We start from the raw sequence: 16,210 nt of genomic DNA, 5'->3' as shown, positions 1-16,210 counted from the left end.
TTTCCGGGCAGCCAGACCGCCATCAACCACGGTCGCGTGACCTCCATCCGCCGCGCCGCCGTGGTGTGGCGGCCTTCTCGGCCCCCTCCTGCAGAACGCGCGTCATGGGATGATCGGGATGATCGGCGTGGTGGCGCGCGATCAGCCTGGCGATCGCGGCCTGCGTGTCGCCATCCTGCGACAGGGCCCAGTCCAGAAAGATCGAGCGGCATTCCTCTATGCCGATACCGTCGATACGATACGCCTCGCGGATCAGGCCCTTGGGGTCAAGCGGATCACGTTCCAATCGTTTTCTCCTCCGGCGTCCGTTGCAGGGCCGCGTCGATGCATGTCGCCGCCCGCGCGGCCGCCGTTTCAAGGTCATGCAGCAACGCCTCGACGCTGTCATGCCCGGTTTCCCGCAGAAGGAACCGCCGCCCCCCTTCCCCGATCCGGTCCGGATCAAGGGGCCTGTCATTCAGGAGCTTCGCGGCCTGATGCACCTGCCAGCAAAGCGCATGCGCCCGGCCAAGCGCCGCCCTGTCCGCGTCATCAAGCCATCCGATTGCGACACCGTCATCCAGCCCGGCGGGAATGTCCCGGCTGGCCTGCCCCGCCATCAGCGTGGCGGCCTGCGCCAGCATCTCGACATCCTGCAAGCGCCCCGGACCCAGCTTCGCGTCCCAGGCACCGTCCGGTGTCTTCGCCGCTGCGATCCGGGCCCGCATCGCGGAAACCTCTTCCATCACCTTCCCGGGGGCGCGCGCCTGCGCAAGCAGCCCGGCCCGGAACTCCCTGACATCTGCGCCAAGGCCGGCATCACCAGCGAGAACCCGGGCCCGTGTCAACGCCAGATGCTCCCAGACCCAGGCTTCGTGGCGCTGATACTCGCAAAAGGAAGGCCAGGCCGTGGCCACGGGGCCCTGATTTCCCGACGGGCGCAGGCGCATGTCGACCTCGTAAAGGCGACCCTCGGCCATCGGCGCGGTCAACGCGGTGATCATCGCCTGCGTCAGGCGCGCGTAATAGGGCCGCGCGGCCAGCGGGCGGTGCCCGTCCGACCCTTCGGCGTCCTGCGCGTCGTATATCACGATCAGATCCAGGTCAGAACGCGCATTGAGCTGCGCCGCCCCCAGAGATCCCATGCCCACAACCACGCCTCCGCGGCCCGGCGGCGCGCCGTGGCGTTCGGAGAAATGTGCCACCACAACCGGCCACAGGGCCGCGATCACCGCCTCGGCCAGCTCGGCATATTGCCGGCCGGCCTCGCCTGCCCCGATCAACCCGCGCAGATGGTGCACACCGACGCGGAAATGCCATTCCCGGTGCCAGCGGCGGGCGGCATCGAGGCGGCGCTCGTAATCGTCCTCGCGGACCATCCTCGCATCGAGCCCCTCCTCCAGCGCCGCGCGCCCCGGCCAGGGCGCAAAGAAATCTCCCGCGATCACGGCGTCGAAGACATCCGCGTTGCGTGACAGATGCGCCGCCAGCGCCGGCGCGGTGCCGGCGATGTCCACCAGAAGGTCGACAAGCTGCGGATTGGCCTCGAACAACGAGAACACCTGAACCCCCGCCGGCAGACCCGCAAGAAACCCGTCGAAGGCCAGGAGCGCCTCCTGCGGGTGGGCCGATCCCGCGAGCCGGGACAGGATCTCGGGCTTCAGACGTCCGAAGATCTCGACGGCCCGGGCCGAACGCAGCGCCGGGTACCCGGGCCAGCGCGCGATCACGTCGCTGTCGAGGATGCCTTCGGTGTCCTGCCCCTCTTCCGCGTGTCCGGCACCGCCCGTCATGCCCGGTGCAAAAAAGCTCTCGATCGTTTCATGCACCTCCGAAAGGCGCTCCAGCAGTTCGGTTTCAAGGTCAGAGGTGTCGCGCCCCATGAATGCGGCCAGACGGTCAAACTCCGCCACCGAGGACGGCAGGGCATGGGTCTGGGCGTCGCGCAGCATCTGCAAGCGATGCTCCACTTCGCGGTGAAACCTGTAGTGGCGGGTCAGCAGATCGGCAGTGTCCTGCGGTATCCACCCCTTCTCGGCCAGTCGGAACAGCCCGGTTTCCGTCCCGCGCACCCTCAGATCGGCATCGCGCCCGCCGGCGATGATCTGCCGTGTCTGGGTGAAGAACTCGATCTCGCGGATCCCCCCCCGTCCCAGCTTCATGTCATGACCCGGCAGGGTCAGCGGTCCGCCCAGCCCCTTGTGCGCGCGGATTCGCAGCCGCATGTTATGGGCGTCCTCTATGGCGGCGAAATCCAGGTGCCGGCGCCAGACGAACGGTCTGAGCACATCGAGGAAACGCTTGCCGGCGGCAATGTCCCCCGCACAGGGCCGGGCCTTTATGTAGGCCGCCCTTTCCCATGTCCGCCCAAGGCTTTCGTAATATGTTTCGGCGGCACCCATCGACATGCACACAGGTGTCACCCCGGGATCCGGGCGCAAGCGAAGGTCGGTACGGAAAACGTAGCCCTCGGCGGTACGGTCGCTCAGCGTGGCCGCCATCTGCCGCGTGGCCCTGACGAAAGCGGCTCGCGCCTCGTGATACCCGTCTTCGTCGAAGCGCGTCTCGTCGAAAAGGCAGATCAGGTCGATATCCGAGCTGTAGTTGAGTTCATGCGCACCCATCTTGCCCATGGCCAGCACAACCATTCCCGCCGCCCGCGGCACATCCGCTTCGTCCATTCCCGGCAGTTTTCCGCGCCGGATGGCCCGTCCCACCGCATCCCGCAACGCCAGATCACAGGCCGTTCCGGCGAAATCCGTCAGCCGGGCCGTCACGTCCTCCAGCGGCCAGACCCCGGCCAGATCGGCCAGCCCGATGAGCAGCGCCAGCCTCCGCTTGGCCTGCCGCAGCGCATCCGCAAGCCCGGCCCCCGCGACATCCTGCAAATCCGCCAAAACCCCGGCAAACGCATCCTCCGGAGCCTGCAAGGCATCGGGCAACCAGTCACGTTCCGCGTTCATCAGCGTCTTCAGGTAGGGGCTGCATCCCGCGGCGCCCTCGATCAGATCACCGGTTGGTCCATCCAGGGTGCCGAAAAGCGCCCGCGCCTCGCCCCCCTGTTCGGGTTCGTAGGGCCGTGGGATGCGGGTGATGCGTGATGCGAAATCCATATCCCGCAGTGATACGCGCGCAGCGGGTATGGTCAATGGGCGCACGAGTTGGAATACTCCCGATGATCGGAAGGGGCATCGAATGAGCAAGAGTTTGAAGCGTGTCACCGCGGCACTGCGCGACGCGGGATTGACGAGCAACCCGGTGGAGATCGGCAATGCGACCACCGCGGAAATGGCTGCGGACCTGGCCGGGTGCGAGCTTGACCAGATCGCAAAGTCGATCATGTTCCGCGGGCTGGACAGCGGAAAAGCCTTGCTGTTCATCACCGCGGGCGGAAACCGCGTCGATGGCGCCGGGGCCAGCGCGCTGGCCGGTGAGGAGCTTGGCAAGGCGGACCCGGCGCTGATCAGGGCACAGACGGGATTTGCCATTGGCGGCGTCGCACCTGTGGGGCATCTGAGCCCGCCACGCGCCTTCTTCGACCGCCGGTTGCTGGATTTCGCGCAGGTCTGGGCCGCCGCGGGCACCCCGCGCCATGTGTTCCCTGTACATCCGGGCGATCTTCTGCGTGTTTCTGGCGCGCGCCTGGCCGATTTCACCGGCGCCCAGGAAAAAATGTGAATTTCTTTTACATACCCCCTTGCGCGAGCGGTCGGGCATACCGATCTTACCAATGTGAATGATGTTCACATTCAGGTTCACGCAACAGGAAAGGAAGTCCCGTATGACAACGCTCGCCCGCAATTCCGATGCCTGCGGCCCGTTGGGCTGGCTGGGCCGGGCCGAAGGCTGGCTTGACGAAAAGGGTAAAGGCGCCTGGATCGCCGCCATGGTAATCGCCTTCGTCCTTGTCTGGCCCGTCGGCCTGGCTCTGCTTTTCTACATGATCTGGAGTAACAAGATGCCCTGCAAATCCCGCCGCAACCGGCGCGATGCCGTACCGATGACCGGCACCACCGGCAACACCGCATTCGACAATTACCGCGCCGAAACGCTGCGTCGGCTGGAAGAAGAGCGCGAGAGTTTCGAATCCTTCCTGCATCGCCTGCGCGAGGCCAAGGACAAGGCCGAGTTCGATCAGTTCATGGATGAACGCGCCCGGGCCGCCGCAGACACCCCGACTGATCGGGCGAATGTCTGATCGCACTGCAACGAAGGCCGGTCCGGGTATTTCCGGACCGGCCACGCTCATGTATGGCCCCGAAGCAGGATGACTCATTACAACTGGCACATACCCGACCCGGACACCCAGCCCGATTTCTATTCCGACGTGCCCGTGAAGCGCCTTGTTGCGTGGGTGGCGGATACGCTTCTGATCGTGCTGATCTGCGTGGCGATTTTGCCCTTCACTGCCTTCACCGGCATTTTCTTCTTTCCCGTCCTGCTTCTGATGGTGGGGTTCGGCTACCGGGTCGTGACCATCGCCAACGGATCGGCAACATGGGGCATGCGCCTGATGGCGATAGAGTTCCGCACGCTTGCCGGCGCCCGGTTCGATTTGTCGATGGCATTCCTGCACACGCTGGGGCTGACAGTGTCATTTGCGTTCCCGGTGCTTCAGGTCATCTCGATCGTGCTGATGCTCACGACTGCACGCGGCCAGGGCCTGAGCGACCACCTGCTGGGCACGGTCGCCCTCAACCGCCGTGCGGCGACCTGAAAGCCCCGCCAATGCCCCCTTGGCGGGTGCGCAGATCGTTGCTATCGTCACGTCCGGACCAAGCCAGCAGGGGGCGCATGCGCCATACACTTCCGATAGCGCCGCAATTCTACGTGACGGCCCCGCAACCCTGTCCGTATCTGGAGGGCCGGATGGAGCGCAAGCTGTTCACCGCGTTGCAGGGCGAGGGCGCGCAGCGCCTCAATGACAGCCTCTCCAAACAGGGGTTCCGGCGTTCGCAGAACGTGCTCTACCGACCCTCCTGCGCGGATTGCGCGGCGTGTCTTTCGGCGCGGATCAACGTGGATGCCTTTACCCCGTCGAAAAGCCAGAAACGCACGCTGCGCCGCAATCGCATGCTCAAGCGCCGCACCGCATCGCCATGGGCAACCGAAGAACAGTTCACGCTGTTCCGCAGGTACCTCGAAAGCCGCCACGCCACCGGTGGCATGGCTGACATGGACGCGTTCGAATTCGCCGCGATGATCGAAGAGACGCCGATTCGAACCCGGATCGTCGAATATACCGATGCCGAAACCGATGAGCTGGTGGCGGTGTGCCTCACCGACGTGCTCGATGACGGGTTGAGCATGGTATATTCCTTCTACGACCCGGATCGGCCAAAGGCGTCGCTGGGCACCTATATCATCCTCGATCACATCCAGATCGCCCGCCAGATCGAAACCCCGAACGTATACCTGGGATACTGGGTGCCCGGCAGTCCCAAGATGGGCTACAAGGCCGCATTCTCGGGGCTCGAAGTCTACTCGGGCGGTCAATGGGAACGGATGCGCGACCCGGCCGATTACGACGCCAAGGCGCACCCGCTCAACAACGAACCCATTTCCGAACAAGTGGCCGAAATCAGCCTGCCCGACGGCCGTCCGCTGCGCCCCAAACGCGGCTGACGCGATGCAGGGTGGCGCCGGGCGCCCGGATTCTGCTCCCTGCCCCCGGACATTGCCGCGGTCTTGCCCGGACGATCCGGTTGCAATCGGCCGGTGCGACCCCCTGTTGGCCGGCCTGACCGGCGGGCGCGGTATCAGTTCCCGATCAGCTGCGGCACGATGGTGACGATACCCGGGAAGAACCACAGGATCGACAGCCCCACCACCTGAATGATCACGAACGGAAAGACACCGCGATAAATATGGCCGGTCGTCACCTCCGGGGGCGCCACCCCGCGCAGGTAGAACAGGGCAAAGCCGAATGGCGGAGTCAGGAACGAGGTCTGCAGGTTCACCGCGATCATGATCGTCACCCATTTCGGATCGAAGGTACCGCCGTAGATGACAGGCCCCACGATCGGGATCACGATGTAGATGATCTCGAGGAAATCGAGCACGAAGCCGAGGATGAACAGCACCAGCATCACGATCAGGAAAATCTTGAACTCGTTGTCGAAGCTGCGCAGGAACTGCTGGATGTAATGCTCCCCGCCAAAGCTGATCACCACGAGGTTCAGAAGCTGCGAGCCGATCAGGATCGTGAACACCATCGAGGTGACCTTGGCGGTCTCGCGCACCACCGGCGGCAATATCCCGGCACGCAGCAGAACCCAGCAGGAATAGAACAGCCCGAATGCCGCATACAGATAGGCGGCATAGGCGATGAAGAAGGCAGTCCAGCTTTCGAACCCGACCTCCTCCTGGTTGATGCGCAGGTCGAAATTGATTCCCATCAGGATCGAAACCACGATCGCGAGCGTCGACCAGATGATGATCTTGCCTTCCCTGTGCTCGTCCTTGAGACGGCGATAGGCGGCCAGCATGATCGCACCGCCCGCCCCGAGGGCTGCCGCAGGCGTCGGATTCGTGATCCCGCCCAGAATAGACCCCAGAACCGCGACAATCAGGATCAGCGGCGGAAAGACCACGCGGACAAGATCGTTCGCGGCCAGCCGCCCGGCCGCGTGCGCGCAGCCATAAAGTGCCATTCCGTAGGGAATCAGCAGCAGGATCAGCGATACCCCGGATCCGGTGGACGGCGCGATGAGAAGGATGTCCACCGCGAGGCCCAGCACAACGCCGACCGCCCCGACAAGCAGGGGTTGCGGGTTGGCGGCGGGGTTGATCCCGCGCCCGAGTGCGAGGATCAGTGACAGGACCACCATGATCACCGCCACGCCGGAGCCGATAGGTGCCGCGTTTGCTTCCTTCTGGGCGATGCGCTCCGCGATCTGCTCTTCCGAAAGCTTGACGCTCTGCTCGACGCCACCGGCCTCCTGAATGGCTTCCTGCTCGGCCACGGCCTCGTCCCAGGCCGCCTGGCCGTGCAGGTCGATCATGGCCTCCTTGCATTCCTCGCTCACGTTGGTGCGCAGTGAAGCGGTCTCGCCGGCATCGGTGAAGCTGTCGACCACCAGGTTCTGCGAGCCCACCACGTTGACCTGCGCCAGAAGCATGGTGCCCGCGATCAGGGCCGCCGGCACACCGATGAACCACGTGAAGGTTTCACCCCGCGTGCGCACCGCGCCCGCGCTGCCACCAAGTTCCACCGCCGGGGCGCGTGACGGGTTCAGAAGCGCATAGGAAAACGCGTAACCCGCGTAGAGAAGGGCCAGCAGGATCCCCGGCAAAAGTGCCGCCTGGAACAGGGTGCCCACCGATACCACCGCCGGCTCGCCCAGGTAGGTCAGCGCGTCCGAGCACCCCACCGATTGTGCCCGCGCCTCCTGCGCGGCGGAATAGAGATCCCCCGCCAGCGCGCCCAGAAGAACGATCACGATCGAGGGCGGGATGATCTGGCCCAGCGTGCCCGAGGCCGAGATCACGCCTGTGGCGATCTCGGGGCTGTAGTTGTTGCGCAGCATGGTCGGCAGGCTCAGCAGGCCCATGGTCACCACCGTCGCGCCGACGATGCCCGTCGAGGCGGCGAGGAACGCGCCCACGACGACGACCGACACGGCCAGCCCGCCGGGCAGCGGGCCGAAGACCCGTGCCATGGTGGTCAGGAGGTCCTCGGCGATGTTGGAGCGTTCCAGCGTGATGCCCATCATGACGAACATCAGCACCGCCAGCAGCGTTTCTATCGACTGTCCGGCCAGCACCCGCTCGTTGATGCGGTTGACGATGAAGCTGATGTTGCGGTCCAGCGCCATTTCCCAGCCACGCGGAAAGACAGGTTCGCCCAATCGCGGCAATTCGGGGTATCGGAAAACGGAAATGCTGTCGGGTTTGACACCCGCGGCGATCAGCGCATCATAAGCTTGGCTGCCGGTATCTATCGCCTGGTGTATCAGCAACCCGGCGCTGTCCAGCGCCGCGATTATCGCGAAAGACACCACCCCGGCCCCACCTATCGCGAAGGCCACCGGAAACCCCGAAAGGATGCCGCCGAACAGGCACAGGAAAACGATGATCAGGCCGATTTCGACGCCGTCTAGTCCGAATAGCATGTCTCAACGCCCCTTTAATGCGCGCCCTCGTAGGCGTCGTCGTCTTCGCCCAGATTGTCACGGTCGAGATACTTGTTGGCGCTCGCCTCGCCTTCTTTCCATTCCAGGAACGAGCGGTAGAGAAATGCCACCGCGTGCAGGAAGACCATGCCGGCGAAGGCCACCAGCAGCACCTTGAACAGGAAATAGCCGTTGAACCCGTTGGGGCTGAACCCGATCGTCTCGACATTCCAGCGCACGGCGCGGGATTTCAGCATCAGCCGGTCCAGCGTGTCGCTGGCGGACGGCTTGGGTGTGATCAGGTGACGCCACAGGAAAAACCAGCCGTACATCCACACCAGCACGGCCATCGGCATCATGAAAAGGACCGACCCCACCATGTCGATCACCTTCTTGGAGCGGAACCGCAGCGCGGAATAGATCAGGTCGACCCGCACATGCCCGCCCTGCACGAAGGTATAGGTGCAGCACAGCGCAACCACCATCGCGTTGTAGAGCTTGAGTTCCTCCGACCACCAGCTGATGTCCATCTCCAGCGGGATGCCGAAACCCAGCACGATGTCAGGGCGGGCGAAAATGCGCTGTATGAAGACGATTATGATCTGCTGTATCACCATGATCAGGCCGGCCCAGGCGAAAAGGTGGCCAACGGTGTTGGCGAACCCCTCCAGCACGCGAACGCAGCCCCACATGAAACCGTTGCGCCACAGGCCCACGCCGGTGACCACCAGGAAAATCGCGAAGACGGCAAAGAAGAATTCGACCGATCCGCCGTAATAGACGAACCTCATGATCGCTTCCTTGTCGGTCCAGTCCAGCCACAATTGTGGATGGGTGACAGCGTAAACGATGTGGTAGAAGGCCATCGCGACGGACTGGGCAACCCACAAGAGGCCGCTGCCAACGGCCGTCAGAATCTCGATCAGGCCGGCGCTTCTTTCATTCTCCATGGAAACCCCCAGACCGCAGTCATGTCACGGCCGCCCGCATCGGGTCCGGCCCTGCATCCGCCACGCCGGCCGCGCCCCCTGCTCGGGGGCGCGGCCTTTATGGTGTCAGGCGTGGGTCAGATACCCATCACGCGGTTACGCTGCGCGGTGAACGCGCCCTCGGAACGGCTGCCCCACCCGGCCGAGCTTTCCAGCGATTTCATGTAGCTGTCGTAACAGGTCTTGTAGATATCGTCGTCCATCGGCTCCTGCACGACCTCGCGGGAGGCGGCGCCGAAGGCGTCCCACACGCTGTCGGGGAATTCCAGAACCTTGACGCCCCCCGACTGAAGGCGCTGCAACGCGGCCCCGTTATTGGCCATGAATTGCGACATCGACCAGATGTTGGCGGCCTGCGCTCCGTTGCTGACGATCGCCTGCTGGGCCGGCGTCATGCTTTCATACACATCGAGGTTGAGCGTCAGGTTGAGGTTCGGACCCGGCTCGTGGAAACCAGCAGTGTAGTAGAATTGCGTGATCTCCTGGAACCCGGCCTTCTCGTCGGCCCACGGTCCGATCCACTCGGTGCCGTCGATCGCACCCGAAGCAAGCGCCTGATACACCTCCGAACCGGGCAGGTTCTGGACGCTCGCGCCCAGCTTGCCCAGCACCTGGCCACCCTGGCCCGGCATGCGGAACTTCAGGCCCTGGAAATCGTCGGGGCTGTTGATTTCCTTGCTGAACCAGCCGCCGGACTGCGGACCGGTGTTGCCCGCTGGGAAACACTTGAGACCGAAGATCGTATACAGTTCGTCCGCAAGTTCGCGGCCACCTGCATGGTAGAACCAGTTGTTGTATTCTTGGAAGTTCATCCCGAACGGCACCTGGCTGAAGAACGACAGCGCCGGGTGTTGCCCGAGGAAATAGTAATCCACGGCATGGTACATGTCGGCCTGACCGGCCGAGACCGCGTCGAACACCTCGAACGCGCCGACGAGTTCGCCACCGGCCTTGAGATCGACGGTGATGTTGCCGTCCGACATCTCGGTGATCACGTCCGCGCAGTACTGCGCGGCGTCATGCACACCGGCCAGCCCACGCCCCCATGTGGTGACCATGGTAAGTGTCCGCTTGCCCTGCGCATAGGCCGGCGCGGCCAGCGTGGTTGCCGCGGCGGCTGTGCCGCCGAGTGCCGAATTCTTCAGAAATGAGCGACGATCCATTTGATCTGTTCCTCCCGTATTGGTGATTTTGCGCAAGGGCCTCTCCCGAACCTTGCGCAAGCCATTGCAAGTGCCATGAACCTAGCGTCCGCTCCGGCACATGGGAATACCAATTTATGCGTAGAATGTGATACGAATTGCAGCACCCATCGGGGAAGGATGCCCCTGCCGGGCGCGCCGGGATGTCGTGCCTCTGGGATTCGGCTTCGATTCGACGTATCGAAGCGACATGCGACGCTTTTTCGACCGTCTCGACCTTGGGTATGGCCAGAAGCTTTTCCTGATGGCAACGCTGCCGCTCATCCTCTCGGCGGTCGCGATATCGGTACTTGTGACGGTGCAGTCGCGGCAGTTGACCGAACGGGAGATTCGCAGCCTGGAGGAACAGCTCATCGCGGCCAAGCGCGCGGAACTCAGGAACTACCTGTCGATCGCAAGGGGTGCCATAATGAACGATTACGGCCGCGCCGCGCCTGATGACGAGGCCGCCAAACTGGCCGTGACCCGGACGCTCGCGGCGCTGCTTTACGGGCAGGACGGCTATTTCTTCGTGTTCGATTACGATGGCAGGAACCTTGTCAGCCCGCGCCGCACCGAACTGATCGGGCGCGAATGGCGCGGACTCACCGACAGCGAAGGCACTCCGGTCACTGACGAACTGATCCGGCTGGCACGCTCGGGTGGCGGGTACCACAGTTTCCAGTGGCCCAAGCCCTCGACCGGCGAGGAGGACCGGATGGTGGCTTATGTCATCGGTCTTCAGGATTGGCGGTGGGCCGTGGGCACCGGCGTATTCATCGACGACGCGCTGGACACTGTCGGTGCCGCGCGCGCCGGGGTCGAGGCCCGCATGCAACGCACCTTCCTGTGGATCGGCGGCATCACCCTCGCGGCACTTCTCCTGGTCTTCATATCGGGACTTTTCATCAATATCCGCGAGCGCCGCCTTGCCGATGCCAAGCTCAAGAAGCTGACCCAGAGGATCTTTGACGCCCAGGAAGAAGAGCGTGGACGCGTGGCGCGCGAACTGCATGACGGCATCAGCCAGATCCTTGTCGGGGTGCGTTATGCGCTCGATATCGCCCGCCGCCGTCTCGAGACCGGGGATGCGCGCGCCTCGGAGAACCTGCAAAACGGGATCGCGCACCTGTCCGGCGCCATACAGGAAGTGCGCCGCATCAGCCGCGACCTGCGTCCCGGCACGCTTGATGATCTGGGGCTTGGCCCCGCTCTCAAGGCACTTGCCGAGGATTTCGGCACCCGTACCGGAATCGCCACCGAATTCGACACCGCGGTGTTCCGAAACCGCCTGGACGATGACGCCAAGATCGCGCTTTACCGCGTCGCGCAGGAGGCCCTGACCAACATCGAGCGCCATGCCGGCGCAAGCCGCGTTTCGATCGACATCCGCGGCCATCTTCGCGGTGCCACGCTCAGGGTCGCCGACAACGGTTGCGGCATCGGCGCGGGCGGGCGCAACCGCGATGGGCCGGCAACGGGGCTCGGCCTGCGCAACATGCAGGAACGCATCGAACAGCTTGACGGAACCCTGACGATCCAGTCAGGCCGCACCGGCACCGTGATCGAAGCGACAGTGCCGCTCAGCCACCTTCTGGCGCCGCAGGACGCCGCCGAACCCGACAGAAAGGCCCACGCATGACCCCGGAACCGGATCACGGCCCCGCGCCGTCCCCAGCCCGCCCCGCGCGCATCGTGATCGTCGACGATCATCCGATGGTCGCCGAGGGTATACAGGCAATCCTCGAAAGCTACGATCACTTTCGCGTCATTGCCACCCTTTCAAGCGGCAGCGAGATAATCGAGCGGGTTGGCACACTCGACCCGGACCTTATCGTTCTGGATCTCAACATGCCCGGCATAGGCGGGTTGTCGACCACCGAGATCATCCTCGAACGGCGCCCTCAAACCCGCATCCTCGTCCTGAGCATGCATGACAGCCCGGAATACATCACCTCGGCACTGAGCCACGGCGCAATGGGCTATGTTCTCAAGGACGTCCCGACCGAGGAGATCCGTCACGCCATCGACAAGGTGCTGGCGGGAGAGCGCTATCTTTGCACCGGCGCCCAGGGCTCGCTGACACCGCAGGACGGGCACGGTCGCGAACAGCTCACCAACCGCGAGCAGATGATCCTGCTGCAGGTCGCTCAGGGCCGCTCCAACCGCGAAGTCGCCACCGAACTCGATATTTCCGTGCGGACCGTCGAAACCCATCGCAAGAACATCAAGCGCAAACTTGGAATTTCCTCGACCGCGGGCCTGACGCGCTACGCGATGGAACACGGCGTCCTGCAGGGCACCGGCGCGCGGCTGTGAGCGGCCTCAGGGGCCGCCTCGCCGCAACGCGAAACACAAAAAGGGCCGCCAAGCCCGAAGCGCTCGGAACCGGTTGCAAGACCCGCGACGACCCGGATCGAGGCCCGGTTTCCGGGGCAGGACCAGCATGATGGGCCATCGCCCGCTTCATCGTTAAAGACCCCGGAACATGATCTTCGGATTTTTCAGGAGCCGGGGGCTGCCGGCCCGCCGTTCAATCCGCCGAAAGCCGGCGCAGCAACGCCCCGAGCGTGGCCCGCCCGCCCTCGTCCAGCGCCGCGGCGCGCGACCGGAAAAGCGTGGCCTGGGATTGCAGGATCAGGCCGTCTTCCAGCGTTTTCAAATGGTTGGCCCGCAAGGTATCTCCCGAGGAGGTGATGTCGGCGATCGCCTCGGCGGTCTCGTTCTTGACCGTGCCCTCGGTGGCGCCCTGGCTGTCCACCAACTGGTAATCCGCGACTCCGTTTTCGCGCAGGAACTCCCGCACCAGCCGGTGATACTTGGTGGCAATCCTCAAGCGAAATCCGTGCCTTGTCCGGAAAGCTGCAGCGACCGCATCAAGGTCGTCCAGCACGCTCACATCCACCCACGCCGCGGGCACAGCCAGAACCAGGTCCGCATGCCCGAACCCCAGTTCCGCCAGCTCCTCGACACGGGTGTGCCATTGGCCCAGCTTCTCGCGCACCAGATCACTGCCCGTGACGCCCAGATGGATCCGGCCGGCGGCCAACTCGCGCGGGATCTCACCCGCAGAAAGCAAAACAAGATCAACGTTATCAATGCCTTGAACGTATCCCGAATACTCGCGTTCCGACCCGGCCCGGCCCAATGTGATCCCGCGCGCGCCGAACCAGTCAAAAGTCTTCTCCATCAGCCGACCCTTGGACGGCACGCCCAGTTTAATGCTCATGCCGCGCCTCCCAGCTTCAGAACCAGCCCCGGGCGGATCACCCCGCCCACGGCCGGGATCTCGCGGCTGCCGCCCAGTTGCCGGGTCAACGCGTCATAGCGTCCACCGGTCGCCACCGGCGGCAGATCCGGCCTGCTTTCGGCATAGAATCCAAAGACAAAACCGTCGTAATATTCCATCTGGGCGCGACCGTAGCTGGCTTCGAAATCCAGTGTTCGGGCGGCAATCCCCCGCGCCTCCAGCGCCTCCAGCCGATCCGCCAGGCGGTCCACAGAAGCCGAGATCGCGGGCAGATCCACGGCAATATCGCGCAGGCGTTCGATGGCATTGTCGCTGGTTTCACGCACTGAAAGGATCGCATCCAGAAGCGCCACCTCGTTTTCCGAAATCGGCGGGGTCGCCGCATCTTCCTTCAAGGCGTTGATACGGGTCATTATTTCCTCTTCTCCCCGCAACCCGATCACGGGTCCGGCGGCGGCCATGGGATCGGCCCGGTCAAGCAGCGCCGCCCGCGCCGCAGGCACCGGCGCCCGTCCGGCGAAACGGTCGATCAAGGCGCGAAAGCGCCGTGGCCGCCATATATGCCGCCTTAGTGCCGCCTTGCGCCGGGCAGTTGTCCGCAAGCCCTCGACCGCCGCCATGAGAATACCGATATCACCCGTCGCCGCACGCAGGCCAAGCGGTTTCAGGATATTGAATATCCGTGAAAAAACCTCGGCATCCGCCATGGCCGGCGTGTCACGCCCGAAGATCTCGAACCCGACCTGAAAATACTCGTTGGCCCGGTCCGGGTCATCCTCCTGCCGGCGAAAGATTTCGCCCGCATAGGTGTAGCGCGCCGGCTCGGCGCCGTCAGACATGTGCATCTGCACGACCGGAACGGTAAAATCCGGCCGCAGCATCTGCTCGCCCCTGAGCGCATCCGAGGTGACATAAGCCCGCGCGCGCATGTCCTCGCCATAAAGATCAAGCAGCACCTCGGCAGGCTGCAGGATCGTCGTCTCGACCGGGCGGGCGCCTGCATTCTCGAAAAGGGCCCGCAGCCGCGCGGCCTCGCGGCGGACCTCGGCGCGGTCGGTCATCCGCCCTGCTCCTTCAGGATGTCCCGTATTTTCTGCACGAGCTGATCGCGCGGAACCTCGACCTGGCTGGGCCGCTCCTTCCATTCCTCAAGCGTCGCGTTCTCGGCGATCCGCGCGCCGAGCACGAGGTCCTTGACCTGAACCACGCCGCGCTCGAACTCTTCGCTGCCCGCGATCACTGCCACCGGGCTGCCGCGCTTGTCGGCGTATTTGAGCTGGTTGCCGAAGTTCTTGGGGTTGCCAAGGTAGACCTCGGCGCGAATTCCCGCCTGCCTGAGCTCACCAACCATGGCCTGATAATCGGCCATGTGCGCACGGTCCATCACGGTCACCACGACAGGCCCCTGCGCCGCACCGCCCATGCGCCCCTTTTCGCGCAGCGCTGCAAGCAACCGGTCCACCCCGATGGAGACGCCCGTTGCCGGCACCGCCTGTCCTGTGAACCGCTTCACGAGGTCATCATACCGCCCCCCGCCCGCAACCGAGCCGAATTGCCGCTTGCGGCCTTTTTCATCAAGGATTTCAAAGGTCAGCTCCGCCTCGAAGACCGGGCCGGTATAATAGCCAAGGCCGCGCACCACGGAGGGATCGATGGCAATGCGGTCTGGGCCGTAGCCTTGAGCAATCATGAAATTCGTTATTTGCGCCAGCTCTTGAACGCCTTCCTTCCCTATCTCTGAGTCTCCCACAACATCCAAAAGCTTGTTTAGGACAATTACGTTCAACTCCATCCCGGCGTCGAGATTCCCCAAATCGACTCTGTGAAAGGCCTCAACAATGCTGGCCGCGTAACCTATTCCGCGATGTGCACTGATTGCTGATTCCACTGCCAACTCTTCTAAATTAGGGATATCCCGGCGCGCCATTAAGAATGAGACTACAGTCTCGACCTGCGCGTCACTAAGGCCCACCCCATCGATAAAGGCCCCCGAGGCGTCGAGCCGCCCCTTGCCCAGCAACTCGCGCACGCCGCTCTCGCCCACCTTGTCGAACTTGTCGATGGTACGTAGAACAGCGGCCTGTTGCTCGGGGTCAGAGACGCCTGTCGCCTCCAGCACCCCGTTCAGCACCTTCCGGTTGTTCACCCGCACCACGTAATCCCCGCGCGGGATGCCGACCGCTTCCAGCGTGTCGGCGAGCATCGCGCAGATCTCTGCGTCGGCGGCCATCGAGGCGCTGCCCACCGTGTCCGCATCGCATTGATAGAATTGCCGATACCGCCCCGGCCCGGGCTTTTCGTTGCGCCAGACGGGGCCCATGGCGTAGCGCCGGTAGGGTGTTGGCAGCTCGTTGCGGTGCTGCGCGTAGACCCGCGCCAGCGGCGCGGTCAGGTCATAGCGCAGCGCCAGCCAGTCACCCTTGCCGCCCTCGTCATCCTCCTGCCATGCAAAGACGCCCGCATTGGGCCGGTCCACATCCGGAAGGAACTTGCCAAGCGCCTCGACCGTCTCGACCGCGCTGCTTTCCAGCGCGTCAAAGCCGTAGCGGTGGTAGACTGCCGCAATGGCGTCGAGCATCGCCGCGCGCTCGGTCACCTCGGCGCCGAAATAATCGCGGAATCCCTTCGGTGTCTCGGCCTTGGGACGGGGCTGTTTCCTGGTCTTGGCCATGGCGGGATCCTTGCCGGGGACGTTCG

14 protein-coding genes are annotated in these 16,210 nt (G+C 64.1%); 6 read left to right on the top strand and 8 right to left on the bottom strand.

Going from position 1 to position 16,210, the window contains the following annotated elements; genetic code table 11:
• Positions 1-22: 22 nt before the first annotated feature.
• The gene (locus DQW77_RS01685; RefSeq protein WP_113256447.1) at positions 23-286 is read right to left on the bottom strand and encodes a hypothetical protein; all 264 of its coding nucleotides are present in this window, start codon (positions 284-286) and stop codon (positions 23-25) included.
• Positions 276-3,092, bottom strand: a complete 2,817-nt coding sequence (locus DQW77_RS01680; RefSeq protein WP_113256446.1) for a bifunctional [glutamine synthetase] adenylyltransferase/[glutamine synthetase]-adenylyl-L-tyrosine phosphorylase — start codon at positions 3,090-3,092, stop codon at positions 276-278. Before DQW77_RS01680 ends, DQW77_RS01685 begins: the two co-directional genes overlap by 11 nt.
• Positions 3,093-3,174: 82 nt before the next feature.
• Here DQW77_RS01680 and DQW77_RS01675 point away from each other — a divergent pair, with 82 nt between their 5' ends.
• From DQW77_RS01675 to DQW77_RS01660, 4 genes are all read left to right on the top strand, one after another.
• A complete protein-coding gene (locus DQW77_RS01675; RefSeq protein WP_113256445.1) occupies positions 3,175-3,657 on the top strand; it encodes a YbaK/EbsC family protein in 483 nt (160 codons plus the stop codon).
• Between the two features lie 103 nt (positions 3,658-3,760).
• On the top strand, positions 3,761-4,177 hold the full coding sequence (locus DQW77_RS01670) for a DUF2852 domain-containing protein (protein WP_113256587.1): 417 nt from the start codon (positions 3,761-3,763) through the stop codon (positions 4,175-4,177).
• Positions 4,178-4,246: 69 nt separating this feature from the next.
• Entirely contained in the window at positions 4,247-4,696 is a 450-nt protein-coding gene (locus DQW77_RS01665; protein WP_113256444.1) for an RDD family protein, read from the top strand.
• Positions 4,697-4,773: 77 nt separating this feature from the next.
• The gene (locus tag DQW77_RS01660) at positions 4,774-5,604 is read left to right on the top strand and encodes an arginyltransferase (protein ID WP_113256443.1); all 831 of its coding nucleotides are present in this window, start codon (positions 4,774-4,776) and stop codon (positions 5,602-5,604) included.
• Positions 5,605-5,738: 134 nt separating this feature from the next.
• On the opposite strand, the gene DQW77_RS01655 is transcribed toward DQW77_RS01660, so the two are convergent.
• The 3 genes from DQW77_RS01655 to DQW77_RS01645 all read right to left on the bottom strand — a co-directional run bounded on the left by DQW77_RS01655 (position 5,739) and on the right by DQW77_RS01645 (position 10,245).
• The gene (locus DQW77_RS01655; RefSeq protein ID WP_113256442.1) at positions 5,739-8,093 is read right to left on the bottom strand and encodes a TRAP transporter large permease subunit; all 2,355 of its coding nucleotides are present in this window, start codon (positions 8,091-8,093) and stop codon (positions 5,739-5,741) included.
• Between the two features lie 14 nt (positions 8,094-8,107).
• A complete protein-coding gene (locus DQW77_RS01650) occupies positions 8,108-9,043 on the bottom strand; it encodes a TRAP transporter small permease subunit (RefSeq protein ID WP_113256441.1) in 936 nt (311 codons plus the stop codon).
• A 116-nt stretch (positions 9,044-9,159) separates the two neighbouring features.
• Entirely contained in the window at positions 9,160-10,245 is a 1,086-nt protein-coding gene (locus tag DQW77_RS01645) for a TRAP transporter substrate-binding protein (RefSeq protein WP_113256440.1), read from the bottom strand.
• A gap of 229 nt (positions 10,246-10,474) precedes the next feature.
• Here DQW77_RS01645 and DQW77_RS01640 point away from each other — a divergent pair, with 229 nt between their 5' ends.
• Together DQW77_RS01640 and DQW77_RS01635 are read left to right on the top strand one after the other, a co-directional pair.
• Positions 10,475-11,905, top strand: coding sequence for a cache domain-containing protein (locus DQW77_RS01640; protein WP_113256439.1), 1,431 nt, complete (start codon positions 10,475-10,477; stop codon positions 11,903-11,905).
• Entirely contained in the window at positions 11,902-12,582 is a 681-nt protein-coding gene (locus DQW77_RS01635) for a response regulator transcription factor (protein ID WP_113256438.1), read from the top strand. The genes DQW77_RS01640 and DQW77_RS01635 overlap by 4 nt, the downstream gene beginning before the upstream one ends.
• A 214-nt stretch (positions 12,583-12,796) precedes the next feature.
• Here DQW77_RS01635 and hisG read toward each other — a convergent pair whose 3' ends face one another.
• The 3 genes from hisG to hisS are packed head-to-tail and all read right to left on the bottom strand — an operon-like array spanning position 12,797 to position 16,184.
• Complete coding sequence (gene hisG / locus DQW77_RS01630; protein WP_113256437.1) at positions 12,797-13,492, bottom strand: ATP phosphoribosyltransferase; 696 nt, start codon at positions 13,490-13,492, stop codon at positions 12,797-12,799.
• Positions 13,489-14,574, bottom strand: a complete 1,086-nt coding sequence (locus tag DQW77_RS01625) for an ATP phosphoribosyltransferase regulatory subunit (protein ID WP_113256436.1) — start codon at positions 14,572-14,574, stop codon at positions 13,489-13,491. Before DQW77_RS01625 ends, hisG begins: the two co-directional genes overlap by 4 nt.
• Positions 14,571-16,184 carry a histidine--tRNA ligase gene (gene hisS / locus DQW77_RS01620; protein ID WP_113256435.1) on the bottom strand — a complete coding sequence of 538 codons (1,614 nt, stop codon included), beginning with the start codon at positions 16,182-16,184 and terminating at the stop codon, positions 14,571-14,573. The genes DQW77_RS01625 and hisS overlap by 4 nt, the downstream gene beginning before the upstream one ends.
• Positions 16,185-16,210: the final 26 nt, after the last annotated feature.

Source organism: Roseovarius sp. TE539, from assembly GCF_003298505.1.
In the GTDB taxonomy this organism is placed as follows: Bacteria; Pseudomonadota; Alphaproteobacteria; order Rhodobacterales; family Rhodobacteraceae; genus Roseovarius.
The sequence above is the reverse complement of the archived record's forward strand: the minus strand, read 5'-3'. Positions and strand labels throughout refer to the sequence as shown.

Excerpts from the sequence above, each read along its gene's own strand:
- DQW77_RS01625 (WP_113256436.1), bottom strand. The coding sequence starts at position 14,574 with ATGACCGACCGCGCCGAGGTCCGCCGCGAGGCCGCGCGGCTGCGGGCC.
- DQW77_RS01640 (WP_113256439.1), top strand. The coding sequence starts at position 10,475 with ATGCGACGCTTTTTCGACCGTCTCGACCTTGGGTATGGCCAGAAGCTT.
- DQW77_RS01655 (WP_113256442.1), bottom strand. The coding sequence starts at position 8,093 with ATGCTATTCGGACTAGACGGCGTCGAAATCGGCCTGATCATCGTTTTC.
- DQW77_RS01680 (WP_113256446.1), bottom strand. The coding sequence starts at position 3,092 with ATGGATTTCGCATCACGCATCACCCGCATCCCACGGCCCTACGAACCC.
- DQW77_RS01635 (WP_113256438.1), top strand. The coding sequence starts at position 11,902 with ATGACCCCGGAACCGGATCACGGCCCCGCGCCGTCCCCAGCCCGCCCC.
- DQW77_RS01665 (WP_113256444.1), top strand. The coding sequence starts at position 4,247 with ATGACTCATTACAACTGGCACATACCCGACCCGGACACCCAGCCCGAT.
- DQW77_RS01650 (WP_113256441.1), bottom strand. The coding sequence starts at position 9,043 with ATGGAGAATGAAAGAAGCGCCGGCCTGATCGAGATTCTGACGGCCGTT.
- hisG (WP_113256437.1), bottom strand. The coding sequence starts at position 13,492 with ATGAGCATTAAACTGGGCGTGCCGTCCAAGGGTCGGCTGATGGAGAAG.
- hisS (WP_113256435.1), bottom strand. The coding sequence starts at position 16,184 with ATGGCCAAGACCAGGAAACAGCCCCGTCCCAAGGCCGAGACACCGAAG.
- DQW77_RS01660 (WP_113256443.1), top strand. The coding sequence starts at position 4,774 with ATGCGCCATACACTTCCGATAGCGCCGCAATTCTACGTGACGGCCCCG.
- DQW77_RS01670 (WP_113256587.1), top strand. The coding sequence starts at position 3,761 with ATGACAACGCTCGCCCGCAATTCCGATGCCTGCGGCCCGTTGGGCTGG.
- DQW77_RS01675 (WP_113256445.1), top strand. The coding sequence starts at position 3,175 with ATGAGCAAGAGTTTGAAGCGTGTCACCGCGGCACTGCGCGACGCGGGA.
- DQW77_RS01645 (WP_113256440.1), bottom strand. The coding sequence starts at position 10,245 with ATGGATCGTCGCTCATTTCTGAAGAATTCGGCACTCGGCGGCACAGCC.